Raw genomic sequence first — 26751 nt, 5'->3', positions numbered from 1 at the left:
CCGGAGCTCGCGAACGCGTCCTATGACTGCAGACCTCTTCGAGGTGTCAGGCATCATCATCATTGGTCACTGGTTACGCATCGACGCGTGTCCGGCGGCCGATGCCCGCTGCATGGGCATAGCCGGACAGGCGAGCGCGATGTTCTCGCGAATGGACCGGTTGAAGAGCACGTTCTCTTGCAAGACGACGCCGATCTCACGTCGAACCCAGGTTGGGTCGACCACCGGCACATCGACGCCATCGACCAGCATCACAGGCCGCTCGCTTCGACACACCATAGGCCTGCGCCGCAAGGCTTAGGAAAGACGTCGCTCGATGACCGAAAGAGCCAGTTCCTCTCGACGCCACGGCGTCAGACGGGCATTCTTGTGGATGTTCATTTAGTACCCCTCCGGTGAGTGCTGGAGCTTGGTAACTCCAGTCTCCTCGGCTCGGTCCGCATGGACAACCACGGAAAGCTCACAAGTCGAGTCTGTTCCATCCCGATGACATCGGGATGGAACTCCATTGAGCGTGATCTTCTCCGAAACCGGGCTCCCCTTTTGGTACGCTGACCTTCGGTTCGGGATCATGGCTTTGAGAGACTGTTTATCCAGTCCTTGTTTGGCCCGGGCAGCCCCTCGCGGGATGTTAAAGTTCCCCGCGTAGTCCTTCAGGTCACATAGAACGAGGCTGCGGTGAGCGACAGATGTGGAGAAAGGGTGGCGAACTGTGTTTGAGATGCGCCGCCGGCCCCGTCATTGTCGAACGAGAGAGCCCCAGTTTCACTGTTGTAGATGATATGATCGGAGCTGTCATGCGCGGCTGCACCAACAAAGAAAGCTTTGAACGGAAGCCCTCCCGACTGAAGCCCGGCAAACACGGTATCGCTGAGATGGAACGTATCCTGGGAGCGCTTGAAGTCGGTGATCTTGTCGACATTGCCGGCTCCAAGAGCCGTATTGAACGAGAAGGCATCGTGGCCTCCGTAGCCGGTCAAGACGTCGGCGCCGAGGCCGCCGTTGATGACATTGTTGCCGGCATTGCCCTGGATGGTCTGGGCGAACTCGTTGCCGGTGAGGGCCATTGCCTTCGTGTCTGACGCGTTGTTGGTGGCGAGAAGCTCGATCTCCGAGCCGGCCGAAAGCGCATAGCTCACCGAGGCGAGCACACTGTCGTTGCCGCCGCCCACCGCCTCAACCACCTTCTCGTTGGCATTATCGACATAGTAGGTGTCGTTGCCGCCATAGCCGATCATGGTGTGGCCGCTGGTTCCGTGGAGTATATCGGCGCCGCTGGTGCCGTACAACGTGCCATCGCTGGTGCTGCCGGAAGGAGCGACAGTCCCGGTCCCAGATCCGGTCTCGGTCGTGCTAGTGGTTGGGGGAGTGACGCTCGCGTCCGTGACAGTGTCGGTCGAGCTATCCGCTGCGTAGTCCCAGGTGAACTGGTTATCGACGTGTGCCACTGGGGTGGCCGTGGGATCCTCGTGCACGTCGGCTACGACCGCCTTTGACGCGTCCCAAATGATGTTGTTGGGATTGCCAGGGTTGGTGTAGGTCGAGTTCAGGATGCTGACCCCGCCGGAGCTTACATTCCAGATCAGTCCATTCGACGAGGGAAGCCCGCGGCCTTGATCCTCATTGATACCATCGAACGACCTCGTGTGATCGAAGGTCACATCGCTCGCGTAGGAAGAGAACGCGCCATTGCCCTGATGGATGGCGTCAACGTGATCCACCCTGCCGCCGGTCGATCCGTTCTCGTACATAACGGCCACGCCGGTCTGAGAGTTGTTGCCGTCGATCACCCCATTTGAGATCGTCGTATTCGGGCTGCCGTATACCGAGACGATGTCCTCAGGATGCGAACTGCCGGCGTCGTTGACGGCATAGAAGTCGGTTAGCGAACTATTGCCCGAGTTGTTGAACTGGACGAACTGACCGCGCGGCATTGGGCCATGGAAGTTGTAGCCATCGACGTGCGAAAGATCCGCGCCGGGCGAGTTCACGAGATAGATGCCAGTCGAGCCTTCCCGCACCGTGGTGTTATAAACGGTCAGATTCGAGGCGTTTTCTGCCTTGATGTTGTTGATGTCCGGGCTCGTCTCGGGGTCGATTCCCGCCGGCGGGTCGGCGTTGATGACCTCGGTGTTCTCGATCGTGACGCCGTTTGCCCCCGATACCATCACCCCGTCGCCTCCGACGTGATGAATAAGACAATTGCGCAGGATGACATTGTCGTGCGTAATCGTGACCGCGTCCCCGTTGGTGACGTAGATGTCAAGATTTTCAATCACCTGGCCATCATACTCGGATTTGATCGGTGTGGTGGTGTGGGTAAGACCCGCCGACGCGGAAGCGGTGGAAATGGGAGCCTCGGTCGTCATGTGTTTCTCCAGTTAAATATTAGTAACCATAAGTATCCCGAAGGACATTAATCGACAATAAATGAGTATCTATCGTCTCAACGAAACTCTGGCAATACAACCAGAAATTTCATTTTGAGATATAATGCTAACCTTCATGACCATAATACGGCGCGGATAAGGCTATACTGAGACTCTTCCGGGTGATCGGCGCTGCGTTCAAACTTGCACCTACCTCGAATTGCAAATGTCGTCTAGTATCTCGGATCACGTGTGATCCTTACCCCCGAAGAGCAGGAGACAACGTCATGCATCCTAGTCGGCCAACACAGAATGAGCGTTACCGATACGGTCCGGCGCGGCTCGAAACAGGTGATCTACGAGGGCTATCCGGAACTCGGCTACAATTACCGCCTGACCGACCTGCACGCTGCCATCGGCGTGAGCAATTGCAACGGCTTCCCGCACTCGTCACGCGGCGGGGGCAGCTTGCGGCGCAATATGGCGAGCGGCTTCGCGACATCGCCGAACTGGAAACGCCTGCCGAGCCTTGCTGGACTCGCAGCAACTGGCAAAGCTGCTGTGTGAAACTCCCCCACTGGTTCGACCAGCGGGGCCGTCTGCCCCCGGAAGGGAAGGGCGCGGGCCTTTGCCCTATTGCGATACCGAGGCGATGCGGGAGCACCTCGTCGAGATCAGCCGGAGCGTCGACGACGGCGCGCATGCGGTGCTCATCCTGATCAGGCCGGATCGCATGTGACGCCGAAACTCAAGGTGCCGGACAACATCACCCTGATGCTCCTGCCGCCGCGCTCACCGGAACAGAACCCAGTCTAAAAGCCCCAGGTTGAAGGGTCGGGATACGCCTCGATGATGCTGCCCTACGCCTAAAGAGGGTATTTTGGTGTACGGTTTTCCAGGCGTAAAGTTAGAAAAGAAACTGTGCGGTTGGCGCGTGGAGCACCTAATCGGCGCGTGTATCCCAATCGCGCCGGGTGAGAAGCGATGATGACAAGGCAATCTTTCATAACCGTGCTTGTCGGGCCGAGCGAGTTACTTCGAGAAGGTCTAAGTCGAATCCTGAATGAAGAAGATTTTTGTATTCTTTTCTCTACGGATTCTGTTAACGATCTTTTGCAAAAGCCACTACCGCGTCACCGGTCGATCTTGCTAATCATAGATATCGGCGGTGCTGATGCGGAAGCTGAATTCGCGCAAATTGTTGAGTTTAAGGCGATTTACCCAGCCAGCCATGTCGTTGCGCTAGCTGATCACTGTCGCACGGCCGATATAGTCTCAGCTTTTCGTGCGGGGGCTGACGGGTATCTGACAAAGATCGCTGCTTACGATACCTTCATCAAAGCTCTCGAATTGGTTATGCTTGGGCAAACGGTACTACCTGCGGAAACTTCGATGGTTATTCAAGATATAAGGCAAGGTTCGAAAAATGAACCGACAGCTGAACCGATAGCTGATGAGTTACCAAAGGTGGAAGATAAAGTGGAGAGTGGCGATCAAGAAAAGGTAATTTTGTCGAATCGCGAGAACTGTATTCTGCGCCGTTTGATCGAAGGGGAGTCAAACAAAGCCATCGCGCGCGAAATTAACATTGCCGAAGCTACGGTGAAGGTACACGTCAAAGCCATACTTCGAAAGATTCGGGTCCGCAACCGAACACAGGCCGCAGTTTGGGCGATGAATCATGGTATGCTTACTCCACCATCTGGCAACGGCGCGTCGGGGAACGATACGGTGGTACCTCAGCGGTCTCACCATCGGCATGATCTACCTGAAGCAAAAAATGGATACCTCGTTTTCGACAATCGTCCTCCTATATGACCTGCGACAGATCTTCGTTCTGGCTGGTGCATTCACTTGCCGAAGCCTCGTTCCCGATCAAGAACGCGTGGGCTCAAACATTCCGGGCGATGGCCGAAGAGGCGCGGTGGAAACCGCATCACACGGGCGTATCATATGGATCCCGCCAGTGTAACCACGACCCGTCTTAGATCCAGTTGTTTTTTGCCCGTTGTCCTCTGTACTCAACAGCGGTGGATCACGAATTAGATCGCCTCAACCGGTTTGAACTCTGTGCGTGATTGATAAAAAAACACAAGGATGACGGATCTTTTACTGCCATTTTGAATTTGAGGGGATTTTTCATTAAAATGGGCCAAACAAAAACTGTTTCTGGTTTGTCGTTCAGCGAAGCCCGGATCGGAACGGTTGAAGGCGGAGAATACGGCCTCCTGGTTTGGAAATGCGACCAACTGGTGGCGGTCCTTACCCAGATCGACGAGGAAGCCTACTCCACCAAAGGCAAATGGTTCCTCGAGACGGGATTCGGGCTGCTGAGCGGGCAGCACAAGAATTTCGATACGATCGAGGAGGCCATAAGATGGGTAGGAAGACACACCTTCCCCGAGTCTGCTTAGATAGCAGTTCAGCTGCCGATCCCACCCTTGGACCTTCACAAAATTTAAATTGAATTAAATTTATTGAGGCAACAGTCGAATACGGCCGCGGGACTCACGCAGGGTGGGCAGTGTTACGCTTGGGCTCACTCCTCAGCCAGAGTTCCTTCTGCGAGAAGATCGTTGACCTTGTAGGCGACTTCCGTGCGGTTGGTCGCCTTTAGTTTTTTCATGATATTGCGGATGTGGACCTTCACCGTGCTTTCGCGCAAATTCAGTTCGTAGGCGATCATCTTGTTCGCCTTGCCGCGCCGGAGCGCTTGCGCAACCTCGGCCTGCCTAAGCGTGAACATGCCTGCCAAAGGCTGCGTGTCGCGGCTGCCCGAATCTATCAGGTGCCGCATGGCAAGGACACTGCTCGCCGGCACGAAGATGCCTCCCGCTGCCGCCAGGTTGATAGCCTCGACGCAGACATCGATTCCAACAGAGGTCGGAATGTAACCGCGTGCACCGCATTCGAGAGCGGTCAGTATCTGGGCAAGGTCTTCGGTGTCGGCCAGGACGACCACAGGGACTGATTTGAACTCGCACGAAATATGCCTGATCTCGTCAGCGATGCCACGATCGGAGACCTTCCGACTGCCAAGGTTGAAGAGTATGGCTGCAAGGGGAGGGGCCGAGCTCTTTCTGACGCGCCATTCCTCGATGGAACCCAAGGCGGCGACATCCATGCCGAGTTCGTGGTCCACGAGAGCCGATGCGAGACACTCGCGGTCTAGAGCCCTTCCGTCCAAGATGAGGAGGGATTCCCTGCCTGTCTGCCCGTGGACGATTCCCGTTCCGCCGGACGGGACTCCGGACCGATTGGCCGAAGTGTAATTGTGCAGTCCTGCCGTGGCACCCATGTCAATACCCGCTCTTTCCCACACAAGCCGCCTTGCGTTGACCGACATAATTTTCCGCATTCTCTAGCAGTGAAAGTTTGGTACTGCGCGTTGTGAAAGGTCGAGACTCGATTACCCCATTTGCGTCGTTTTCAGCTCCCTGAGCCCCGGCGAGACCCAACCTGGGTAAGTGTAGGGTTTATTTATAAGCAGTCTCTAACATAGGTTGCTTTTTTCGTAATTTTCAGGGAATCACGCCAAGCTGGGCCCAAAGGGCTGCAATCTGCCTGAAGACGCATGCATCGGACCACTTAGCCATCTTCAGCCCAGCTGCCGAACGTGGATCGGCTAGTGCTTGCGGCGATTCAGCGGTAGACCAGAGGGTGCCCTTGACAAGGTTAGCGCACAGTGGTGATCGCCGTGGCTCAACAATTTAGTTCGAGCCCACCCGATGGGTCTGCCGTAGTAAAGGGCCTCTGCGCATATTTCGGCAGCACGCCGTCCTCGGTGCGATAGGCCGAGTTGCCGCGGTCATGATGATCTCGCCTGCACACTTTGGTCAGCACGAACGGGGTTGCGTTCCGCTCGGCCCAACCTTCGACCGCCTCGAGCCGGATACCGCTGTCTCGAGACATACCAAGCTCTGCCAGGTGTCCCGCGCGCGACCAGCCCTCCGTAAATGTCGTCTCGAACTGTTCCGGCGACGGAATGATCGTTTTCAGCAGAAATTTTGATGTCCATGCGCTGGCGTTCAAAGAGATAGCCGCTACCTGAGATACTCGCTGTCGAATCCGGCTGTTTCGACCAGCTTCTTGCGGTTGATCACCTCAACATGGCCTGACTTGAAAGAGACGAGATCGGCCTTCCGGAGCTCCCTTAACGTTCGGTTGACGTGAACCGTGGTCATTCCGAGGATGTCGGCCAGTTCATGCTGGGCAAGAGGACACTCATATCTTCCATGGACCGACAGCCCAACCATGGAGAGCCTCTCCTCCAACTCGAGCAGGAAATGGGCGGTACGCCTCATCGCGTTCCGCCGACCGGTATTCATGAGATGTTCGGCAAGGATGGCGTTCAGGCGCGCCAGCGAGCTGGCGATTTTCTTCCCGATGTGACCGTCCGACAGGATGGCCTCGACCAGTTCCTTACTGGAAATTTCATAAACAGCTAGTTCGGTTATGGACGCCAGCGACGCAAGATGGGGTCCGTCCAAGCCACGGAAACCGACGACGTCCCCCTTGAGGGGCGTGTCTATGATCTGCCGCTCTCCGTCCGGCAGTGCGTGGTAAAGTATTGCCCAACCCGATTTTACAATGAATAACTCACTGTTGTCGTCATCCTGGCGGCATATCACCGAATGGGGTTTATAGATTTTTGCGGTAACACCGAGAAAATCGTTGTTCCCCCACTCGTTCTTCGACAACGTTCCCCCTATGGGATGCGAGCACATGAACTCCAATAGTGTCTGCATGAAGAACCGCGAATTTACTTCTGTTTCCACACGACTGACAATAGTTTCTCCCGGACATATCGACAGAACGACCTCATACCCTAAAGGCGGGCTGGCCCAATGTCCTCGTCTGTTCGAATGAGGTAAACTGCGCTTAACTTAGGATATTCAAGGCCGCTAAGTTTCGCGGTTAGGGCCGGACAACAGGCTCCGAAAACGCTAAACACTTGCGGCGCAGTAACGGCCAGGCTGCCCGATTACACTGCGGTATGTGACAGTTACAGATCAAGCAAAACGTCGCCTTGGGGGCGGCTGCAGCACGCCAGGACGTAGCCTGCCGATTTGTCGTCCAATGTCAGCCCGCCCAGGTCATCCATGACAACTTCGCCGGACAGCTTGGCGATCCGGCACGTACCGCAAACTCCCTGCTGGCAAGCGGTGGGGACGTAAACGCCACATTGGCGCGCCGCTTCCAGCAGGGTCTCTCCGGTCGCGCAGTGATGCGCAATGCCTGAGCGGGCGAAGCGGACCGAAGACGAAACCTTTGAATCCGACACCGAGCGCGAAACGTTGCCGCCTCCGAAGCTCTCCTCATGATACCGTGAAGGAGCGAGGCCGATTGCGCCGAGGCAGCCGCGCGCTGCGTCCATGTAGGATTCCGGCCCACAGGCAAAAACCGTGCGGTTGTGGAGATCGGGAACCAAGGTCAGGAGCATCTCACTGTTAATTCGCCCGGTTGGACCCGTCCATGCCGGGTCTTCCTGACTGCAAATGCAAGTCACTTGAACATTGGGAAAGCGAGCGGCAAGTGCGTCCAGTTCGAGCCGAAAGATGATGTCGTCCGGTGTTCTAGCACTGTGAATGAAGCGGATATCCTGGTCGGCTGCGCGGTCGGTAAGTGCGCGGAGCATCGACATGACGGGAGTTATCCCGCTGCCGCCCGAAAGGAAGAGGGACTTTCCATGTGGCACATCGTCGAGATTGAACGAGCCGAGCGGCCCTTCGATCTCGATCCCATCGCCCGGCCTCAAATTGTCATGGAGCCAATTCGAAACGAGCCCGCCCGGGGTCCGTTTCACGGTGATCTGAAGGTCTAGCGGTCGCGTTGGTGGTGACGAAACGGAGTAGGAGCGCGTCACCGCGGCACCGTCGATCCTCAGGTGCACCAGAACATACTGGCCAGCGCTGAAGCAGAACATTCGATCTGAAGCGGGTGCGAGAACGAATGTTTTCACATCATGCGTTTCGTCGATCACACGCCGGCAGAGCACAAGCTGCGGGGTGGTCTGTGCCCACTGCCGGTGACGCTTTGTTGGGGCGAAGCCGGGGGCTCCTACGGCCGCGTGTGCATTCATCGTTGAACTCGGGTTTGAAGTCGAGCCAAGATGCCATTTCCAAACCCGCTGAACAGCCGCGCAATCCTGCCTTTATGATCGGCAATTTCGATTAAACTTCCAGGGACATTACGGCCACCTGGAGAGCTCGGATGCCTTTGCGAATAATGGGTTCGTGTTTACGGCGCGCAAGTATCGCGGTGTGGACTGGCTGGTGCAGCGTCGGCGCTCCCTCGACGAGGAACGATGGGAGCTCGGCAGTGAACCTGCGCGCATCGTCGCTACGCATAAAGCAGGTGCCGCCCGTTCGCCGAAGCATGATCTCCGCCAGAGTTTCCGATCCCGTCGAAAGCCGGCAGATCGCCAGCTCGGCCAGCAGTTCTGCGTGCGTCTTTTCCAGCACGGCGGTGTAGCCCGGGCGAATGTAGGTTTCAGGGTCGACGTCGGACAGCGTTCTGGCAGCCGTCGAAACCATCACATATTCCTCGACCATCAGATGTTCGTAGGCGATCTCAGGCAGGTAGCGAGGCGCATAAAGCACGGCGATATCAAGATTTCCCATGCTTAGGTCGCTGACCATCTGGTTCGAATAATCCGACTCGACATGGATCGAGGATTTGGGAAGCGCCTGGCACAGTGTCTCGACCCATCCCGGCAGCACCGAGCGGGTCATGCCCACCTGTGCGGCGATGCGCAAGGTGCCCTCGAAACGGTTGAACGCTCGCACATCGTGTCGAGCTTGCGACCATGTCGACAGCAAGGATCTGGCATAGGCTTCGAACCGCCGTCCTGCGGCTGTCGGCTCAGCACCGGCGCGCCCGCGCTGAAAGAGCTCGGACCCGATCGCGCTCTCCAGATTCTTGATCCGGGTGCTGATCGTCGACTGGGTCAACCCCAAGCGATCGGCGGTGCGATTGAAATTTCGTGACTCGATGATGTCGAGAAAGGTTTCGATGTGATCCAGCTGCACGTGACCTCCGATCGAAAAAACCGATCATATTGCCCAGGATCATAAGCTTGATCAAACAATACTCAAGGCGGAAGCTGCACTCGGTGAAAATCGGCCGGCAGATCGACCAGGCTGAAGCTACGGAGCTGAGCAACGTGTTCATAGTCGACTGCGATTGTCACAATTACTGGTCAAGCGCGACCGTATTGGAGCCTTACCTTTCCGGCCTATGGAAGGACATGTTCGTTGAAGGCGAGAAGACAGGTCCCGTTGGCGCCTTCCCGCATGGCCATCGTCCCTGGTTTCATCCGCAGGACTTCTCCCGCAAGGACGTCCGTCCGAAAACAGAAGCCGACAACTATCTCATCATGAAGGAAAAGCACCTCGACAAGTACAAGGTCGATGTGGCGATCCTGACCGGCGATGAGCCGATCGAGGCTTCCACTCTCGCCAATCCCTATTATGCCAGCGCCCTCGTCAGCGCCTATAATGACTACCAGATCGAGCAGTGGCTGCCGAAGGACGACCGCTTCATGGGCTCGATCATCATCGCGCCACAGGATCCGAAGCTCGCGGCCGCCGAGATACGCCGCCTGGGCAATCATCCGCGCATGGTTCAGGTTCTTGCCTCGCAAGGCTCCGTTAAGCCCTATGGCGATCCGCTTTACCATCCAATCTACGAGGCCTGTGCCGAAGTGGGGCTGCCCTTTGCCATACATCTGGGCGGCCATGGCGGCGTGAATTCGACCGCGATTGCTCCGGCCCCGACGACATTCTTCTGGGAGACCCATGCCATCCTGCACATGTCGGCGATTTCGCATGTCGCGAGCATGATTGCGCATGGCGTCTTCGAAAAATGGCCGGACCTCTACTTCGTAGTCATCGAGTGCGGCGTCGCCTGGGTGCCGTCGGTATTGTGGCGCCTGGACGCCGATTACAAAGCGCTGCGCAAAGAGACGCCATGGCTCAAGATGCTGCCGTCCGAATACTGCCGGCGCAACATCCGCTTTTCCACGCAGCCGCTGGAGCAGCCCGCAAATATTCAGCATCTCTGGTCCACTCTCGAGGCGATGGACGGCGAAAATACGCTGATGTTTGCCTCCGACTATCCGCATTGGGACTATGACGATGCCAACACGCTGCAAATCCCTCCCGCCTGGAAGAGCAAGATCATGGGGCTGAATGCACTGGAGGTTTACAAACGCATCCCCCGTGCGCAAGCGGCGAATGCCGCCTGAGGAAGCAGACGATGCCCGAGAAGACATACATCTGCCGCGTCGACGAGATCGAAACCGGATCTCCCTTCATCGCCAAGATCCGCAGCCTTTCGGTCGGCGTTTTCCGCATCGGAGATTCATTCCACGCGCTGTTGAATGTTTGTCCGCACCGCGGCGCTCCGCTTTGCGAGGGGCCGCAATGCGGAACAACTGCACCGGTCGAAGAGGCGCAATTCATCTATCATCGCGAAAACGAGATCGTGCGCTGCGCCTGGCATGGCTGGGAATTCGACATCAAATCAGGCGCGGCCCTGGTCGATCCCTCCGTTCGCGCGCGCACATTTCCAGTCACCGTCGAGGCGGGCAGCATCTATGTGACGGCCTGATTTGAGCAGTCAGAAGAAAGGGTGATCGCGGCTAACGAGCAGATTTCTTCACAGGGTGCGTGACGAACAATAACGCGGAAAATCCGCAATGGGAGAGTCAAATGTCAGAATCTGAATACAAGCTTGGTATCGCTCAAAGCCTGATTGGCCGCGGCAAGATTTCTCGTCGCGACTTCATTCATCTTGGGCTGGCCGCTGGGCTGACGGTCACCGCTGCGGACAAGCTCTTCGTCAGCACGGCCCGGGCCGAACCGCTGCAGGGCGGCTTCGCCAAGCTCGGCATGGCACATGGCGCAACGACGGATTCGATCGATCCGGCCGGCTACCCGGACACCTTCACACAAACCGCGTTCTCGGGCTCGATGTCCAACAGCCTCACCGAGGTCGACGCGAAAGGCAACGTCCAACCGGACCTTGCCGAGAGCTTTGAATCATCCGATGGCGCCAAAACCTGGGTTTTCAAGCTGCGCAAGGGCGCAACCTTCCACAACGGCAAGAATGTGACGGCGGACGACGTCGTGACTTCGCTGCGCTATCATATGGGGGACGAAACCAAATCGGCGGCGAAGCCACTGCTTGAGCCCGTCGCGAGCATCAAGGCGGACGGCCCGGAAACGGTTGTCTTCACGCTGAAGAGCGGCAACGCCGATTTCCCCTACATCATGAGTGACTACCATCTGGTCATCATGCCGGCCAAGGACGGCAAGGCGGATTGGGGATCGGGCGTTCGCACCGGCGCTTTCGTGCTTGAGAATTTCCAGCCCGGAGTTTCGGCCAAACTCAAGCGCAATCCGAACTACTTCAAGAACGGCAAACCCTATCTCGATGAGGTGGAGTTCATCGCCATCACCGATCTCGCCGCTCGCATGGCCGCGCTATCGACAGGGGAGGTGGACTATATTGGCCGCGCCGACCTCAAGACCCTCGGCATGTTGAAACGCAATCCGAAGGTGGAGATTGTCGAGGTCACCGGCTATGGCCACTATACCTTGCCGATGAATGTCACGGTGGCGCCGTTCGACAATCCGGACGTCCGAATGGCTTTGAAATGGGCGATCAACCGTCAGGAGATCGTCGACAAGATCTTTCTCGGCCACGCCACTGTGGCCAACGACAACCCGATCGCGCCGGCGATCAAATTCGCCACGAACCCGCAGCCGCAACACAGTTTCGATCCGGAGAAAGCCAAGCATTATCTGAAAAAGGCCGGGATGGAAAAACTGAAGGTCGACCTCTCGGTCGCAGATGCCGCTTTTGCAGGCGCGGTGGATGCGGCTGCGCTCATCCGCGAGACGGCAGCCCAGTGCGGTATCGACGTAAACGTCGTGCGTGAGGCCGAGGACGCCTATTGGGACAATGTCTGGCTCAAAAAACCTTGGTGCGCTTCCTATTGGAGCGGTCGCGCGACGGCGGACTGGATGTTCACGCAAGCCTTCGCCGCGGACTCAAGCTGGAACGAGTCGTTCTGGAAGAATCCCCGCTTCAACGAGTTGCTTGTCCAGGCGCGCGCCGAGACGGACGAGGCCAAGCGCGCGGCAATGTATGCCGAGATGCAGCAACTGACGCATGATGATAGCGGCAGCATCGTGCTGGTCTTCAATAATTTCGTCAGCGCCAAATCCAGCAAGCTCGCACATGGCGAAGTGGCGCCGAACTGGGAGAATGATGGATTGAAGATGGCCGAACGCTGGTGGATCGCCACTGCGTGAGAGTGTGGGCCGGACCCGCGATGGCTACTGGGCTCCGGCTTGCAGCCGCGTGCCCTGCCGGGTGTGGTAGGGCAGCGACGGCAACGGGAAACGCGTGCAAATGAACCCCGTCGCAAGAACGGTTCTGCAGCGCCTTGGCCTCGGCCTGGTTACCCTGTTCATCGTGTCCATCATTATCTTCTCTGCGATTGCAATGCTGCCGGGCGACTTCGCCAAGGCGATGCTCGGGCAATCCGCGACACCCGAAACGGTCGCCGCCTTCCAGCGAGAAATTGGCATCGACCGTCCGCCTGTCGAGCGCTACTTCGTCTGGGTCGGGCAGATGCTCCACGGGGATTTCGGCTCTTCGTTCGCGAGCCGCACCGGATATCGGCGCACCGTCGCCGAGATCATCGCGCCACGCCTCTACAATACGATGTTCCTCGCATCGATGACCGCGCTGATCGCAGTTCCGCTGGCCCTGGGACTGGGCATCCTCGCTGCGCTCTATCGCAATGGCTGGTTCGACCGGGTGGTGAACGCAGTGACGCTGACAACCATTTCGTTCCCGGAGTTTTTCGTCGCCTATATGCTTGCCTACCTGGTCATCTCGCGCGACACATTCATTGGATCCGAGTTCGCACAAGCCCTGCCGCACTGGCTCGCAGTGTCACTGAACTGGATACTCAACGCAGTTCCCAAGTTCCCGACATTGTCGAACGTGAACGACCAGACGCCGTTCTGGGACCACGTCTGGAGAGTAGCCTTGCCGGCGACCACGCTTACGCTCGTCATCGTCGCCCATATGATGCGCATGACACGAGCGGCGATCATCAACATGCTCGCAAGCCCCTATATCGACATGGCGCGTCTCAAGGGAATGTCGCCGATGGCCATCGTACTCAGGCATGCCTTGCCCAACGCATGGGCTCCGATCGTCACGGTGGTGGCGTTCAATCTTGCTTATCTCGTCGTCGGAGTGGTCGTGGTCGAAGTGGTGTTCGTCTATCCCGGCATCGGTCAGCTGATGGTTGACGCGGTCAAATCAAGGGATGTTCCGGTTGTCCAGGCTTGCGCCCTGATTTTCGCGGCGACCTATATCCTCCTCAATCTGACTGCCGACATCATTTCCATCGCCACCAATCCCAGGCTCTTGCATCCACGATGACCAGCTACGAACCCATCGCTCAGGTTCACAGGCTGAGGCGCTCGCGCGCCACCCGGGCCAAAACGGCGCTGAAGAAGGCACCCTTCAGTGCCTGGTTCGGCATCCTCGTGATCATCGGCTATGTCATCGTTGCGGTCTTCGCGCACTGGATCGCCCCATACGGCGAAACGCAGGTTTTCAGCGAAGCCTTCGCACCATGGAGCCAGCAGTTCAAATTGGGAACCGACCAGCTCGGCCGCGATATGCTCACACGCTTGATTTACGGTGCGCGCAACACCATCGGTATCGCTGTGGCGACCACGCTGCTGTCCTTCGCGGTAGGCGTCTCGCTCGGCCTTCTTGCCGCATTGTACAGAGGATGGCTCGACCAGATACTGTCGCGTGCGGTGGACGTGTTGATGTCGATCCCAAGCCTGATCTTCGCCCTGGTGCTGCTTTCGATCTTCGGCTCGTCGATCACCAGCCTGATAATCATCATTGCGCTGCTCGATTCTACCCGTGTCTTTCGGCTCGCACGCGCCGTCGGGCTTAACGTGGCAGTGATGGAATATGTCGAAGTGGCGCGATTGCGCGGCGAAGGCCCGAAATGGATCATCGCCAAGGAAATCCTTCCCAATGTCTTGCCGCCGCTGGTCGCGGAGTTCGGCTTGCGATTTTGCTTCGTATTCCTCACGATCGCGGCCCTGTCCTTCCTGGGCGTCGGTATTCAGCCACCGACCGCCGATTGGGGATCAATGGTGCGCGAGAATGCGACCCTGATCACCTACGGTGATGTCACGCCGCTGCTGCCGGCCGGCGCGATTGCCCTCCTGACGGTATCCGTGAATTTCGTCGTCGACTGGTTCCTGCACGCAACAAGCGGGTTGCGGGATGAAAAATAGCGCTCCCGCATTGCGCGAAAAAGGCAAGGATCTGCTTCAGATCCGCAATCTGCATGTGGAGGGTTTCTCGGACGAGCGGTGGCATCCCATTGTCCGCGGGGTCGATCTGGCGCTGAAGCGGGGGGAGGTTCTTGGCCTGATCGGCGAGTCAGGCGCCGGGAAATCCACCATTGGCCTCGCCGCGATGGGTTACGCCAAGCCGGGCTGCCGTATTACACAGGGCTCGATCCTGTTCGACGGGATCGATCTTCTGGCACTCAGCGAGACAGGGCGGCGTCGCCTCAGAGGCTCCCGTATCGCCTATGTCGCGCAAAGCGCCGCGGCCTCTTTCAATCCGGCCCACCGACTCCTCGATCAGACTGTCGAAACTGTGGTGGCGCATGGGATCGCCAGCCGAGAGAAAGCCAACCGGAGTGCCGTCGATCTTTATCGGCGTCTTCAGCTTCCAGATCCGGAGACCATCGGCTTTCGCTATCCCCATCAGGTATCCGGCGGACAGTTGCAACGGGCAATGACCGCGATGGCGATGGCTTGCCGTCCGGACCTCATCGTTTTCGATGAGCCAACGACGGCGCTCGATGTGACGACACAGGTCGAAGTGCTCGCCTCCATTCGCAACATCGTGGGGGAATTCAACACCGCTGCAATCTATGTGACGCATGATCTGGCGGTGGTGGCGCAAATGGCGGACCGCATCATGGTTTTGCGCCATGGACTTACCGTGGAGGAGGCAGAAACGCGCCAGATGCTCGCCTCGCCCAGCCAGGAATATACCAAAACGCTCTGGGCCGTGCGCAAGCTCGCCAAGCCCGAAGTTCCGGCCGATGAATATCTGCTTACGATAGACAACGTCACGGCGGCCTACGGCCGGGCGGTTAAGGTGCTCCAGGATGTCTCCCTCAAAGTTCCACGTGGAAGAACAGTGGCTGTGGTCGGCGAATCCGGTTCCGGGAAATCGACACTCGCTCGCGTCGTTACCGGCCTGCTGCCGCCACTTTCGGGCTCGATTTCCTTTGCCGGCCACGCTCTTTCCAAGACCCTGAAGACCCGCCCAAAAGAGATCCTGCGCCGCATACAGATGATTTATCAAATGCCCGACAACGCGCTAAATCCGCGCCAGACGGTCGAAGAAGTCATAGCTCGGCCGCTTGAATTCTATCTTGGCCTCAAGGGTGCGCAGCGGGATCGGCGGATCGGCGAACTCATGCACATGGTCGAGATGAGCGAAACTTACCTTGACCGTCTGCCGGCCGAACTGTCGGGGGGCCAGAAGCAGCGCGTTTGCATCGCCCGAGCGTTGGCCGCCGATCCGGAACTCATCATCTGCGACGAAATCACGTCCGCGCTCGACCAGATTGTGCAAGAGGAAATCCTGAAGCTCTTAATGCGGCTTCAGCGCGAGCTCGGCACGAGCTACATTTTCATCACCCATGACATTGCCACCGTGCGAGCGATCGCCGACGAAATTGTGGTCATGCACCAGGGTAAGGTCGTTGAGCAGGGATTAAAGAGCGAAATTCTCACGCCGCCGCATGCCCCCTATACCGAACGGCTTTTATCCTCCGTGCCGGAAATGGATCCGGACTGGCTCACAAGGCTGCTCGCCAGCCGGAGGATGTGATCGTCGGGCAGAGCGTTGCGTGTCTTGCCCTGCTTTTTGCCTAGCCCGCAGAATCCGTCGGAATGGCCAAGGCCACTTTTCTTGGAAAAGGCGAAGAATTCTATACACAAGTCGCCGTCTATCTGAGACTTCCTTCTATCTGAGAGGATCTCTTTCGGCTTAGAATGTCTGCGGCTGCTTGAGAACTTCGTGGGCAGCTTTGGGGGCAAACAGTGGTTCACCTCGACCACTTTGCTTGGCGAGCAAGGCCGATCGCCTCAGCCCAGACGCAGGATGCGGATCGCGCTATCAGAGATACGACAACCATCATCGAGCCGTTCGAGCCGCCGCCGCGGCGGCCTCCGAGCATCGCCATCGCGCACGCCGCACCGGTCGTCGGCCCGCGATGGCTTGCCGACCTCAGGCTGTTCGGATCCGTCGACTATGGAGCAGTTAGGAATCCGCCGGGCAGGGACTATGAGTTCGCGTCGCTTGGTTCTGTCGGTGCCGGCCTCCGCGCCGGCTTCGGAAACCACTTCAATATCGCAACCTCTTATAAGGACGAAGCCAAGCTTGGCCTCGACGGTGCCCTGTTCCGCGTTGCCGCTGGGCGCGGTCTAGCCGTGCGGCCGCTGCGCTCAGATTTCGCCCAACGCGATCTCGAGCTCGTGAAAAGGAATTGCCAATGCTCGTGATCCATTCGAGGCCTCTGACGACCCTCGTCGCGCTAGTCACGCTTGGCTTTTTTTGCGGCGCCGGCGCGCGCGCCGATACCCTTCCGCCGGTCGCGGGCGACCCGCCTGAAAGTGTGTCGGCTGTCATCGGAGAGATCCAGTCGAAAGCGGCGTACGCGCACACGAGTTGGGGCATGCGCGTGGTCGATCTCGACACGGGGGCCGTGCTTGTCGACCAGGCGGGAGACCGGGCGCTGACGCCTGGATCGATCATGAAGGTATACAGCACCGCCACCGTGCTGGATCTGTATGGTGCCGAGTATCGGTTTCACACTCCGGTCCACAGGACCGGGTCCGTCTCGGACGGGGTGCTTGGCGGTGATCTGATCCTGGTCGCGTCCGGCGACTTCAGTTTCGGTCTACGCGAGCAGCCGGACGGCACCCTAGGCTACAACAATATGCCGGAAATCGACCACAACTATGCTGATACCGGCTTTGCAGGCGGCGCCCTGGTGAAGGGGAGCGACCCCCTCGCGGCGCTGGATGGCCTGGCCAAGGACGTTCGCGGTTCGGGCATCACGGAGATCAAGGGCGACGTCATCATTGATGCGCGTCTCTTCGAAACCTATCGCGACCCGACAGACGGAATCATCTCACCGGTCTGGCTCAACGAAAATGTCATAGACATCACGACGACGGCGGCCAGCGTTGGTCAGCCGGCCCGGATCGATTGGCGACCCAAGATTGCATCCCTCAAGATATCGAGCGACGTGATGACCGTTGCCGAGAATCCGAAGCCCATCACGATCAAATCGGCGGGTCCGGGAGAGATACGGGTCACCGGCGAAATAGTCCTCGGAGCTCCACCCGCCTTGAACATATGGCCTGTGACCGACCCGGCTTCGTTTGCGCGGACCGCTTTTATCGAAGCTCTGCAACGCGCCGGAGTGACAGTTGGTGCAAACGCGCTTGGGCCAAATCCTGCGGACAAACTACCGGACGCGGCGGTCTATTCTGCTGAGAACAAAGTGGCGGAGCACGTCTCGCCTCCACTCTCAGAGTTCGTCAAAGTCGTTCTCAAGGTTAGCTACAATCGCGGAGCGCATCTGATGCTGTGCCTTGCAGCTGTAAAAGCCGAAAGCCGCGACTGCGTGGTTGGAATCAGCAAGGCGCTTGACCTTCTCGACAAGCTGGGCGTATCGCGGCAGAGCACCTACGTCTTCGACGGTGCCGGATCCGATGACCACGCCAAGACAGCTCCTGCAGACCAGACCACGGTGCTGGCGCGAGTCGTCAAAACACCTTGGGGCCAGGCCATCCGGGATGGGATGGCTGTCCTGGGACTGGATGGAACGCAGGCTCAGAACGGCCTTGGAAGCCCAGCGGCCGGGCATATCCAGATCAAGGACGGCACACGGGTTACGATTACGCCCGGAGACCATCAGGGAATCATCATCGCCAAGACGCAAGTCGGCTACATCGACACGAAAAGCGGCCGCGAGCTCGCTTTCGCGATCTTCCTCAACACTGCGCCTTTTGGCTCGATCGACGATTTCCTCGCCGCCGATCACGACATTGCTGCGATCGCCGCTGCGATCCAGCAAGCTTATTAGGCGTCGGGATCCGGACGCCGCTGAACTGGACTGCGTCTGGCCGGCTGCTCGTCGGCCATTTGCCGGAAGCCGAACGCCGCGCCATTTTCGCCCGATGCGCGATCGCCTCTCCGACCGGACGCGCCGAAACAGACGAGAATGTGCTGGCTCGCGCGGCCGCCGCAGCATTGGAGCAGGGCCTGTCGATACAGGCCGGTGAATCTGACTTTTCAGTTGCTTGCATTGCGCTCCCATCCGTGAAAGCCAAGGAGCCTGCCGTGCGACGATCTCGGTCGCCGTCCCGGATGTGAAGTTGAAGCAAAAGAACCCCCGACTTGATTACGATGGTCAAGACCAGTGCGCGCCGCATCGAGTCGCGGCTCGGTTGGCGAACTGACCGGCCATAACTTTCAGGCCTTCCGCTGCTGTTGGCGCTAGGGCCAGCTACGGGGACGTGGGATCGCACGGATCGATGCGGGACCTTCTTAGGGTCCTTCCCGTACCGATTTGTACTAGCTTCCCGCCAACGACAACCCGCGGGCGCGCTCGCATAGCAGGACAAGCAATTCACTGCGTCGCGCTTCCGGCGTGTCGACGGGCAACACGAAGCAAAGAGTCTTGTTGATCGCCCCGTTGCCATCGCAGATGGGCGCGGCCATGCACCACGTGAAGCGGTCGGCCAGAGCAGCCGTCTCACTGAAACCTTGCTGGCGCGCCAGAGCTACATCGCCGAAGAACTCGGCTGGCGCAATGATGCGGCCGTCGGGGAAAGATGTCAAGGCTCAGTCTAGCATCCGATCTGTCCGATATACAGGCCTCTTGTCTGGAATATCGGACAATAACGAGCCAGGCACAGAAAGTCCTGACGAGAAAAAGCGCGGTTTCCGAGATGCGGCAACCGGCGGGTTTTCTCGTCTCGACCCCGCACGTTCAGGCATAACCTCAGAAGGGAACAATCATGACCAAATCATCGTTTTTCGCATCCGCCAGCGCCCTTTGCCTCGGTCTTCTCCTCAGCGTTGGCGCCGGTTCGCAAGCCAACGCCGCCGCTAAATGCATCAAGGGCGACCGCAAGGCGCCGTATACGATCGGCTGGGCCAACATCTATTCAGTGCCGACCTGGATGAAGCAGACACAGGGCACGATCGAAGCCGAAGTCGAGACTTTGAAGAAGCAAGGCTTGGTCGACAAGCTCGTCGTGACCGACGCCCAAGGCGATGCCAACGTCCAGATTCAGCAGATCCAGTCGATGATCGATTCCGATGTCGATGCCATCATCCTGATCGCTGGCTCGTCGACCGCGCCGGCGCGCGTGCTGGCCGACGCCTGCGCCAAGGGCATCGCGATCATCAATTTCGACAGCCTCGTCGACACCGACAAGGTGACCGCCAAGGTCAACACCGATTCCTCACAGTGGGGCGATCAGGCGGCCAAGTTCCTGATCGACGCCATCGGCGGCAAGGGCAATATTTTGATCCTCAATGGCCCAGCCGGCGTTTCGGTCAGTGACGACCGGCGCAAAGGCGCCGATGCCGAGCTTAAGGCTCATCCCGATGTGAAGGTGCTTGCCGAAACGAACACGCCCTACAATGTCGCGCCCGCCCAGGAAGCCGTCACCAGCCTGCTTTTCGCCAATCCCGAAATCGACGGCATCCTGTCGCTCGGCGGCGCTCTGTCGGCGGGTGCCGTGCTCGCGCTCGACAAGCAGGGTCGCGACCAGGTGCCGATCACCGGCGAGAATGCGCGCCAGTTCCTCGAACTGTGGAAGGAAAAGGGCTTGAAGAGCTGGGCGACGATGCAGCCGAACTGGCTCGGCGCTTTCGCCACCTACACCGCCGTACAGGCGCTGGACGGCAAGGATGTGCCGGCTTTCGTCAAGATCCCGCTGCCGGTGATCGACAATTCCAACATCGACGAATATCTCGCCCGGGCTAAGGATTTCCCGGCTGACGGTTACATCTATTCGCCGTACGATGAGGATCTGTTCAAGAAGCTGCTGGCCCAGAAATAAGCCTGAAGGGTTGTAGCATTGACAACCACGGCTACGCTTCTCGCCGCGCGGGGGGTGTCGAAGTCCTTCTTCGGCAACCCCGTCCTGCGCAACGTTTCCATCGCTCTGCAGCCGGGCCGCGTGCATGCGCTGCTCGGCGAGAACGGCGCGGGGAAGTCGACGCTGATCAACCTTTTGTCCGGCGCCCTGCGCCCGGACGGCGGGGCGATCGAGGTTGATGGACGCCCGGTATCGCGCATGAGCCCCGCTCATGCGCGGCACGCCGGGATCGCCGTTGTCCAACAAGAACTCAGCCTGACGGCCAGTCTCTCGATCGCCGAAAATATTGGGCTCGGCGCCTATCCCAAGAGATTCGGCTTGGTCGATTACACCGCACTCGCCGCACGGGCCAGGGCCGCATGCGGTCTTGTCGGCCTTCGCGAACCGCTGTCGACGCCGGTGGGGCATCTGTCACTCGGCCGCCGTCAGATGGTGGAGATCGCCAAAGCGCTTTACCGGCGGCCGCGCGTGCTCATTCTCGACGAACCCACCTCATCGCTATCGGCAACTGAGACAAAAACCCTCACGGACCTGCTGGAAAGGCTTCGGGCCGAGGGCATCGCCATTCTCTACATCTCACACCGGCTGAACGAAGTGATGACGCTGTGCCAGCATGTCACCGTACTGAAGGACGGCGCCTGCACGGCGGACCGCTCGCTGGAAGAAACTGATGCCGCCGGGCTGGTGCGGCTGATGGTCGGCCGCGACCCCGGCGATCTCTTTCCACGATGGCAGCATTCGCCATCGCCAGCCAACGCCATCTCGGTTCGTAATTTTTCGGCCGGCCTGATGCGCGACGTCGATCTCGACATCAGGACGGGCGAGGTGCTTGGGATCGGCGGCCTGGTCGGGCAGGGGCAGGAAGATCTGCTGCTTGGCCTCTACGGCGCGATCCCGGCTAGGACGACATCCGCGACCGTAAACGGTGCTTCGGGTTTGCCGGGCGGCGTGCCGAGCGCCAACGCGCTCGGCCTCGCCTATGTCCCGGCCGACCGCAAGCGCGAAGGCCTGCACCTGATCCATCCCATCATCACCAACATGATGCTGCCAGCCTTCGCAAGGCTGCCGGCGTTGAAGCTGCGCAGCCGGCGTGCCGAGCGCGATATGGCGAGGGGACTCGCCGCCCAGCTTGCCATCAAGGGCGATCTCGACCGCCCGGCGCAGGCGCTCTCAGGTGGCAACCAGCAGAAGGTCGCGCTGGCGAAATGGATGCCACACGATCCGCTTGTGCTTCTCCTCAACGACCCGACGCGCGGCGTCGATGTCGAGACCAAGCGTGAGATCTACATGATGCTTCGCAATCTCGCTGCCGCCGGCAAGGCTATCGTCCTGCTCAGTTCCGACACACCCGAACTGGTGCATCTTTGCGACCGCGTCGCCGTGGTCCGCGAAGGTCGCATCAAGGCCATGCTCGAGGGCGAGGCACTGAGCGAGGAAGCCATCGTCTCGGCCGCAATGGGCGCCGAACAGCAGAAAGTTGCGGCATGAGCACGGTTGTATCCTCAAGCCAAGCCGGCGCCCTCTACTGGCCGGTTCAGCTGCGCCGAAATGTTGGCGTGCGCAGCCTGTTCGCCGTGGTTCTGGCGTTCCTCGTTGCCTACGGCGTGTTGTTCCCCGGCCTCTTGACGGCGTCCGGCTTCGCCAAGTTCACCCAGAGCTGGTTTCCGCTGGCGCTGGTCGCGATGGCTCAGGCGATCCTCATGCTCACCGGCGGCATCAGCTTGGCGATCGGCGCAATGGTCAGTCTCGGCGCGGTAATCGCCGCGACGACGATGATCGGGCCGCTGGGCGTCGCCGGCGGTACCGCCGCGGTGGCGCTGACCGGTATCGGCATAGGTGCCGCGACTGGGTTCATCGTCGTGAAACTTCGGTTGCCGGCCATCGTGGTGACGCTCGCCGGCTCCTTCATCATCGGCGGTGCTGCGTTGCTCATCCTGCCGAGGCCGGGCGGCGCCATTCCGGAGTGGCTGTCGGACCTGCTTGCCGGCAACAGGCCGGCGGCATTCGTGTTGCTGGTGCTCGTCGTGCTTTTGTGGAAACTCTATCTCGCCACGCCGCTTGGGTTGAGCCTCTATGCCGCCGGTGAGAATCCGGTCGGCGCCTATCGCTCAGGCGTGCCGGTCGATGGCGCGCGGATCGCGGCCTATGCGATCAGCGGTCTGCTTTGCACAGGCGCCGGCCTGTTCGTCGCCGCGCAAACGGGTTCGGGCGATCCGGTCATCGGCACGGCCTTCACGCTGAATTCCATTGCCGCCGCGGTGCTCGGCGGAATCGGCTTCCTCGGCGGCCAGGGCACGATGCGCGGCGCGCTTGCCGGCAGCCTGCTGCTCAGCCTGATGATCAGTGTCATGTTCTTCCTCGGCTTCACGCCAGTTGCTCAATATGTCGCCCAAGGCCTCATCATCATCGGGGCGGTCGCCATCCCGCAATTCCGCAAGGTGCGGCAATGACAGCACGGAAAGAGAGCGCGCGCGGCAGGCGGGCGTTGACGATCCTGCGCAGCCGGCCCTTCCTCACCGTCGCTATCGTTGCTGCGGTGTGGATCGCGGCGAGCTTCGCTTCACGTGGCTTCGGCGCTTATGGTCATTTGCGCTATTTGGTCGAGTTGGGCGCGGTGATCGGCCTGGTCGCGGCGGGCCAGACCTTCGTGGTGATTGCCGGCGGCATCGACCTTTCCGTCGCGGCGATCGTCACGGTCAGTGCCGTCAGCCTCCCGCTGCTCTCATTGCAGGCGGATCCGACCGGGCTCACAGCCGTTCTTGCAGTGCTTGCGTTGACGACCGCGATAGGTCTCGTAAACGGGCTGGGCGTGGCGCTGTTGCGCGTTCATCCAATGATCATGACACTGGCGATGGCGACATTCCTGCAGGGCCTCCTGATCATCATCGCCGGCGGCAGCGCCGTGACCGCCGAGAACCCGCTGGTCCGCTGGCTCGGCAATGCGCGGCCAGCCGGTATTCCTGCAGGCGTGCTTTTGTGGGTGGCCATTTCCGTGATCGTTCTGACCACGATGCATGCGACATCCCTCGGCGCCCGGATTTTCGCGATGGGCGCCAATCCGCTTGCCGCGGCGCTGTCCGGAGTTTCCGTCGCCTCGACCACGCTCGCGGTCTACGGCATCAGCGGCTTCTGTTCGGGACTTGCCGGTGTGTTGGTCCTCGGCATGAACGGCCAAGGCTATGTCGGGATCGGAGATCCTTATCTCCTCGCCTCGATTGCGGCCGTGGTGCTCGGCGGCACCTCGATACTGGGCGGGCTCGGCACCTATGCCGGTACTATCCCCGGCGCCATCCTGCTGGTCACGATCACGGCGCTGATCACCGTCGTCAACGCATCGCCCGGCTGGCGCAGTATCCTGTTCGGGTCGCTGATTCTGGGGCTGCTGCTTCTCTCAGGCAGGGAGCAGGCCCGCCGATGAAATATCGTGCAGCCGGTAGATACGCCTTGCGTTGCCGAAGAACAGCGCCGTTTGCTCGTCCGCGGAAAGCTCTCCTGCAATGGCGTTGAAGCTGTCATATACTGCATCGAACGACGCATGCAGGCCGGCGACTGGGAAGTCACTGCCGAACATCGCGCGCTGCGTACCGAAACAGTCGATGCAATGCATGACAACCGGCTTCAGGCTGTCGAGTGTCCAGTCATGATCGTAGGCGACCAGATCCGATATCTTGATGGCAGCGTTGTCGCACTCCGACAAAAGCCGCAGCCCTTCGCGCCACACCCGCATCCCGTCCGCATCGCGATCGATCGGGCTGCCGCAGTGGTTGAGAACAAAGAGCTGGTCCGGAAAGGCCGCTGCGAGGCGCGCCGCACCGGCGAGCTGGCGCGGAAACACCATCAGGTCGAAAACCAGCCGGTGGCGCCCAAGCAGGGACAGGCCGGCACGCCAGGCCTGATCGTCCATGATGCCGTCACGGGCAGCAAAACGGCGGACAGGATCCGGATCCCAGCTCAGTATGTCGCGCACACCGACGACACGGTCGAATGCCGTCTGCGCCTCGACCAGCGCCGGCGCTTGGCGGCTCGCCAGCGGTATGTGAACGACATAACGGGCGGCCACGCCGCGCGACTTGTCGAGCGTTTCAAGCCACCGCGTTTCGCCGACGCAGTCATCCCCGGTCCAGCCGGCTTCGACATGGACGGTTGCGACGACATTGTGCCGGCCGGCGTCGCGCAAATAATCTTCAGGAAGGTAGTTTCGCCGCAAGCGGCCAAGCTCCCCCAGACCGCCGCGTTCGCCAGCCGTTGTGGCGAGCCAGGGGTGCCGGCTGAGGCCGAGATCCCAAAGATGATGGTGGGCATCGATGATCGGTCCGCGGTAAGGTGTTGGCACGCATCTCTCTCATGGTGTGGCCGGAATCGGAAATCGATCCGGACTTCATCCTGTGAAGGAAGGACTAGCATCGGATGACCGAAAGCTCACCCGTACTGTCGCTGGCGACCCGAGAAAATTTCCTCCTCGATGACCGTATCCGCGGCGTGCCGCCTGGCACCCTCGGCTTGGACAGCAGCCTTGTCGCATCTGAGCGCTGGCATCCAGCGCATGGGCGTATGTCGTTGCCGGTGTTGACCGTCGACGAGGAGGCCTTCATCGCCAATCGTGACCTGTTCCTGCGCTATGCGCGAGAACGGGGCGCCGTGATCGCCCCGCATGCCAAGACCCCGATGGCGCCTGATCTTGCCCGGTCCCTGATCGAGGCCGGAGCATGGGGCACGACCGTCGCCGACATAAGGCAGGCCACAGTGATGCTCCGAGCCGGACTCTCTCGGCTGATCATCGCCAATGAGGTCGGCGGACCAGGTGGTGCGAACCGGCTTGCGGTTCTTGTCAGCGCCTGGCCAAGCGCCGAGTTCTACGTTTTCGCCGATTCGATCGCCGCCGTGAATGCGCTTGCCGAAGCCTGGCGGGCCAATGCGACGCTGCCGCCATTGCGCGTGCTCGTCGAACTTGGAGCGGGGAGGGCAGGCGCCCGGACCACCGGCGAAGCCGAGGCGATTGCCGACGCGATTGTAGCAGCCGGCGGCCGGCTGCTGATCGCCGGCGTCGCAACCTATGAAGGTGCCGCGGCGCAGCCCGATCCTGGCCGCACGGATGAGGCGATATCCGCCCTGCTGACAATGACAGCCGACATGTTCCTGCGGCTCCGCGCCCGCGTCGGCGGCGACACCCCGCTGATCGTCACGGCAGGCGGCTCGGTATACTTCGACAAAGTGGTCGCAGCGCTTTCGCCTCTCGTTTCCGGGGACGGCAGCGCGACTCTGGTGCTGCGAAGCGGCGCCATCTTCTTCCACGACCATGGCGTCTACGACCGCTCGCTCGGCGCACTCGATGCCCGCGAGGGTTTTGCAGTCGGCGGCTTCAATGCGTCCGCACGAAATTCGTTCCGTCCGGCTTTGCGCCTGTGGGCCGAGGTACTGTCGCGGCCGGAGCCCGGCCTTGCGATCTGCGGCATGGGCATGCGCGACGTGTCGTTCGACCAGGGCTTTCCGATGGTCCTGACCATCTTTCGTGCCGGCAAGCAGCTGCCGATAGCGCGTGGCGAGGTCTTCAAGCTCAACGACCAGCACGCCTTCCTGACAATTGCGTCGGGCGACGACATTGCCGTCGGCGACACCGTTGAATTCGGCATCTCCCATCCCTGCACCTGCCTCGATCGCTATCGCGTGATCTTCGGCGTCGACGCGGCCGGGTATGTCAGCCACGCCTTTCCCACCTATTTCGGCTGACCATCGTCGCGATTTCCAAAAAGAGAACCTCGAAAGGATCCGATATGATCAAGTACTTCCAGTCCGGCTCCCGCATGTCGCAGGCGGTCGTCTATGGCGGCCTCGTGCACATAGCGGGCCAGGTCGCAGACGATCGCAAGGCCGGCATCGAGGGTCAGACGAGCGAGGTACTCTCCAAGGTCGAGGCGCTCCTGGTCGAGGCCGGCAGCAGCAAGTCGAAGCTCGTGGCGGTCAACATCTTCCTGCCGCAGATTGGCGATTTCGACGCCATGAACAGTATCTACGATGCCTGGGTGGATTCCGCCCGTCTGCCGGCGCGTGCCTGCGTCGAGGCGCGTCTCGCTGATCCTGACCTCCGCATTGAGGTCACCGCCGTCGCGGCTGTGTGA

General features: G+C 59.8%; 25 protein-coding genes and 2 pseudogenes. 16 read left to right on the top strand and 11 right to left on the bottom strand.

From position 1 onward, the window contains the following. Nucleotides 1–66 precede the first annotated feature (66 nt). From NKH23_RS15965 to NKH23_RS15960, 3 genes and pseudogenes are all read right to left on the bottom strand, one after another. Nucleotides 67–255: a hypothetical protein gene (locus tag NKH23_RS15965; protein ID WP_352977673.1), complete on the bottom strand. Its 189-nt coding sequence runs from the start codon at nt 253–255 to the stop codon at nt 67–69. Further along, nucleotides 218–381 (bottom strand): annotated as a pseudogene (locus NKH23_RS34605) (IS481 family transposase); the annotation flags it as partial. The gene NKH23_RS15965 and the pseudogene NKH23_RS34605, both read right to left, overlap by 38 nt. A gap of 272 nt (nt 382–653) precedes the next feature. Then, the gene (locus NKH23_RS15960; protein WP_352977543.1) at nt 654–2369 is read right to left on the bottom strand and encodes a right-handed parallel beta-helix repeat-containing protein; all 1716 of its coding nucleotides are present in this window, start codon (nt 2367–2369) and stop codon (nt 654–656) included. 303 nt (nt 2370–2672) lie between these two features. Between NKH23_RS15960 and NKH23_RS15955 the strand changes: the two are divergent. Together NKH23_RS15955 and NKH23_RS15945 are read left to right on the top strand one after the other, a co-directional pair. Beyond that, nucleotides 2673–2962 (top strand): annotated as a pseudogene (locus NKH23_RS15955) (DegT/DnrJ/EryC1/StrS family aminotransferase); the annotation flags it as partial. A gap of 391 nt (nt 2963–3353) precedes the next feature. Then, on the top strand, nt 3354–4187 hold the full coding sequence (locus NKH23_RS15945; protein ID WP_353035055.1) for a LuxR C-terminal-related transcriptional regulator: 834 nt from the start codon (nt 3354–3356) through the stop codon (nt 4185–4187). Nucleotides 4188–4411: 224 nt separating this feature from the next. Here the strand turns inward: NKH23_RS15945 and NKH23_RS15940 are convergent, their stop codons facing one another. From NKH23_RS15940 to NKH23_RS15915, 6 genes are all read right to left on the bottom strand, one after another. Further along, the gene (locus tag NKH23_RS15940) at nt 4412–4762 is read right to left on the bottom strand and encodes a hypothetical protein (RefSeq protein ID WP_352977547.1); all 351 of its coding nucleotides are present in this window, start codon (nt 4760–4762) and stop codon (nt 4412–4414) included. Between the two features lie 146 nt (nt 4763–4908). Next, on the bottom strand, nt 4909–5667 hold the full coding sequence (locus NKH23_RS15935) for a LuxR C-terminal-related transcriptional regulator (protein ID WP_502912358.1): 759 nt from the start codon (nt 5665–5667) through the stop codon (nt 4909–4911). Between the two features lie 404 nt (nt 5668–6071). Then, nucleotides 6072–6401 (bottom strand): hypothetical protein, encoded by a 330-nt coding sequence (locus NKH23_RS15930; RefSeq protein WP_352977549.1) that lies wholly within the window; start codon nt 6399–6401, stop codon nt 6072–6074. Nucleotides 6402–6412: 11 nt separating this feature from the next. Next, a complete protein-coding gene (locus NKH23_RS15925; RefSeq protein ID WP_352977550.1) occupies nt 6413–7069 on the bottom strand; it encodes a Crp/Fnr family transcriptional regulator in 657 nt (218 codons plus the stop codon). Between the two features lie 305 nt (nt 7070–7374). Next, nucleotides 7375–8451 (bottom strand): FAD-binding oxidoreductase, encoded by a 1077-nt coding sequence (locus tag NKH23_RS15920; protein ID WP_352977552.1) that lies wholly within the window; start codon nt 8449–8451, stop codon nt 7375–7377. Nucleotides 8452–8542: 91 nt separating this feature from the next. Then, nucleotides 8543–9400, bottom strand: a complete 858-nt coding sequence (locus NKH23_RS15915; protein WP_352977553.1) for a LysR family transcriptional regulator — start codon at nt 9398–9400, stop codon at nt 8543–8545. 134 nt (nt 9401–9534) lie between these two features. On the opposite strand from NKH23_RS15915, the gene NKH23_RS15910 reads away from it, so the two are divergent. The 8 genes from NKH23_RS15910 (at nt 9535) to NKH23_RS15875 (ending at nt 18896) form a co-directional block, all read left to right on the top strand. After that, entirely contained in the window at nt 9535–10617 is a 1083-nt protein-coding gene (locus NKH23_RS15910; protein WP_353035075.1) for an amidohydrolase family protein, read from the top strand. An 11-nt stretch (nt 10618–10628) separates the two neighbouring features. After that, on the top strand, nt 10629–10982 hold the full coding sequence (locus NKH23_RS15905; protein ID WP_292653661.1) for a Rieske (2Fe-2S) protein: 354 nt from the start codon (nt 10629–10631) through the stop codon (nt 10980–10982). A 101-nt stretch (nt 10983–11083) separates the two neighbouring features. Continuing rightward, complete coding sequence (locus NKH23_RS15900) at nt 11084–12691, top strand: ABC transporter substrate-binding protein (protein ID WP_352977555.1); 1608 nt, start codon at nt 11084–11086, stop codon at nt 12689–12691. A gap of 100 nt (nt 12692–12791) precedes the next feature. Further along, a complete protein-coding gene (locus tag NKH23_RS15895; RefSeq protein ID WP_352977556.1) occupies nt 12792–13838 on the top strand; it encodes an ABC transporter permease in 1047 nt (348 codons plus the stop codon). Further along, nucleotides 13835–14719 carry an ABC transporter permease gene (locus tag NKH23_RS15890; RefSeq protein WP_352977558.1) on the top strand — a complete coding sequence of 295 codons (885 nt, stop codon included), beginning with the start codon at nt 13835–13837 and terminating at the stop codon, nt 14717–14719. Before NKH23_RS15895 ends, NKH23_RS15890 begins: the two co-directional genes overlap by 4 nt. Then, a complete protein-coding gene (locus tag NKH23_RS15885; RefSeq protein WP_352977560.1) occupies nt 14709–16340 on the top strand; it encodes an ABC transporter ATP-binding protein in 1632 nt (543 codons plus the stop codon). The genes NKH23_RS15890 and NKH23_RS15885 overlap by 11 nt, the downstream gene beginning before the upstream one ends. Nucleotides 16341–17004: 664 nt before the next feature. Then, nucleotides 17005–18606, top strand: coding sequence for a D-alanyl-D-alanine carboxypeptidase/D-alanyl-D-alanine endopeptidase (dacB, locus tag NKH23_RS15880; RefSeq protein ID WP_353035050.1), 1602 nt, complete (start codon nt 17005–17007; stop codon nt 18604–18606). An 8-nt stretch (nt 18607–18614) separates the two neighbouring features. Beyond that, complete coding sequence (locus NKH23_RS15875; protein WP_352977668.1) at nt 18615–18896, top strand: IclR family transcriptional regulator domain-containing protein; 282 nt, start codon at nt 18615–18617, stop codon at nt 18894–18896. Between the two features lie 201 nt (nt 18897–19097). On the opposite strand, the gene NKH23_RS15870 is transcribed toward NKH23_RS15875, so the two are convergent. Further along, a complete protein-coding gene (locus NKH23_RS15870) occupies nt 19098–19364 on the bottom strand; it encodes an IclR family transcriptional regulator (protein ID WP_353035048.1) in 267 nt (88 codons plus the stop codon). A gap of 179 nt (nt 19365–19543) precedes the next feature. Here NKH23_RS15870 and NKH23_RS15865 point away from each other — a divergent pair, with 179 nt between their 5' ends. From NKH23_RS15865 to NKH23_RS15850, 4 genes are read left to right on the top strand one after another with little or no spacing between them, the layout of a single operon-like run. After that, nucleotides 19544–20596 carry an ABC transporter substrate-binding protein gene (locus tag NKH23_RS15865; protein WP_352977567.1) on the top strand — a complete coding sequence of 351 codons (1053 nt, stop codon included), beginning with the start codon at nt 19544–19546 and terminating at the stop codon, nt 20594–20596. 18 nt (nt 20597–20614) lie between these two features. Next, the gene (locus NKH23_RS15860) at nt 20615–22123 is read left to right on the top strand and encodes a sugar ABC transporter ATP-binding protein (protein WP_353035046.1); all 1509 of its coding nucleotides are present in this window, start codon (nt 20615–20617) and stop codon (nt 22121–22123) included. Further along, nucleotides 22120–23085, top strand: coding sequence for an ABC transporter permease (locus NKH23_RS15855; protein ID WP_352977571.1), 966 nt, complete (start codon nt 22120–22122; stop codon nt 23083–23085). Before NKH23_RS15860 ends, NKH23_RS15855 begins: the two co-directional genes overlap by 4 nt. Continuing rightward, complete coding sequence (locus NKH23_RS15850; RefSeq protein WP_352977573.1) at nt 23082–24053, top strand: ABC transporter permease; 972 nt, start codon at nt 23082–23084, stop codon at nt 24051–24053. The genes NKH23_RS15855 and NKH23_RS15850 overlap by 4 nt, the downstream gene beginning before the upstream one ends. On the opposite strand, the gene NKH23_RS15845 is transcribed toward NKH23_RS15850, so the two are convergent. After that, nucleotides 24027–24968 carry an amidohydrolase family protein gene (locus NKH23_RS15845; protein ID WP_352977574.1) on the bottom strand — a complete coding sequence of 314 codons (942 nt, stop codon included), beginning with the start codon at nt 24966–24968 and terminating at the stop codon, nt 24027–24029. The two genes, NKH23_RS15850 and NKH23_RS15845, sit on opposite strands and share 27 nt — an antisense overlap. 74 nt (nt 24969–25042) lie before the next feature. Here NKH23_RS15845 and NKH23_RS15840 point away from each other — a divergent pair, with 74 nt between their 5' ends. Next, on the top strand, nt 25043–26362 hold the full coding sequence (locus NKH23_RS15840) for an alanine racemase (protein ID WP_353035043.1): 1320 nt from the start codon (nt 25043–25045) through the stop codon (nt 26360–26362). A 44-nt stretch (nt 26363–26406) separates the two neighbouring features. Then, on the top strand, nt 26407–26751 hold the full coding sequence (locus NKH23_RS15835; RefSeq protein ID WP_352862774.1) for a RidA family protein: 345 nt from the start codon (nt 26407–26409) through the stop codon (nt 26749–26751).

Origin of the sequence: Mesorhizobium sp. M1328, assembly GCF_040318075.1 — a bacterium.
Classification (GTDB): domain Bacteria; phylum Pseudomonadota; class Alphaproteobacteria; order Rhizobiales; family Rhizobiaceae; genus Mesorhizobium.
This window is presented reverse-complemented; position numbering and strand designations above follow the sequence as displayed.

What these genes read in the sequence shown, in the direction of transcription:
- NKH23_RS15835 (WP_352862774.1), top strand. Translation starts at nt 26,407, where the DNA reads ATGATCAAGTACTTCCAGTCCGGCTCCCGCATGTCGCAGGCGGTCGTC.
- NKH23_RS15960 (WP_352977543.1), bottom strand. Translation starts at nt 2,369, where the DNA reads ATGACGACCGAGGCTCCCATTTCCACCGCTTCCGCGTCGGCGGGTCTT.
- NKH23_RS15890 (WP_352977558.1), top strand. Translation starts at nt 13,835, where the DNA reads ATGACCAGCTACGAACCCATCGCTCAGGTTCACAGGCTGAGGCGCTCG.
- NKH23_RS15900 (WP_352977555.1), top strand. Translation starts at nt 11,084, where the DNA reads ATGTCAGAATCTGAATACAAGCTTGGTATCGCTCAAAGCCTGATTGGC.
- NKH23_RS15895 (WP_352977556.1), top strand. Translation starts at nt 12,792, where the DNA reads ATGAACCCCGTCGCAAGAACGGTTCTGCAGCGCCTTGGCCTCGGCCTG.
- NKH23_RS15945 (WP_353035055.1), top strand. Translation starts at nt 3,354, where the DNA reads ATGATGACAAGGCAATCTTTCATAACCGTGCTTGTCGGGCCGAGCGAG.
- NKH23_RS15865 (WP_352977567.1), top strand. Translation starts at nt 19,544, where the DNA reads ATGACCAAATCATCGTTTTTCGCATCCGCCAGCGCCCTTTGCCTCGGT.
- NKH23_RS15855 (WP_352977571.1), top strand. Translation starts at nt 22,120, where the DNA reads ATGAGCACGGTTGTATCCTCAAGCCAAGCCGGCGCCCTCTACTGGCCG.
- NKH23_RS15920 (WP_352977552.1), bottom strand. Translation starts at nt 8,451, where the DNA reads ATGAATGCACACGCGGCCGTAGGAGCCCCCGGCTTCGCCCCAACAAAG.
- NKH23_RS15850 (WP_352977573.1), top strand. Translation starts at nt 23,082, where the DNA reads ATGACAGCACGGAAAGAGAGCGCGCGCGGCAGGCGGGCGTTGACGATC.
- NKH23_RS15885 (WP_352977560.1), top strand. Translation starts at nt 14,709, where the DNA reads ATGAAAAATAGCGCTCCCGCATTGCGCGAAAAAGGCAAGGATCTGCTT.
- NKH23_RS15935 (WP_502912358.1), bottom strand. Translation starts at nt 5,667, where the DNA reads ATGGGTGCCACGGCAGGACTGCACAATTACACTTCGGCCAATCGGTCC.
- dacB (WP_353035050.1), top strand. Translation starts at nt 17,005, where the DNA reads ATGCTCGTGATCCATTCGAGGCCTCTGACGACCCTCGTCGCGCTAGTC.
- NKH23_RS15905 (WP_292653661.1), top strand. Translation starts at nt 10,629, where the DNA reads ATGCCCGAGAAGACATACATCTGCCGCGTCGACGAGATCGAAACCGGA.
- NKH23_RS15840 (WP_353035043.1), top strand. Translation starts at nt 25,043, where the DNA reads ATGACCGAAAGCTCACCCGTACTGTCGCTGGCGACCCGAGAAAATTTC.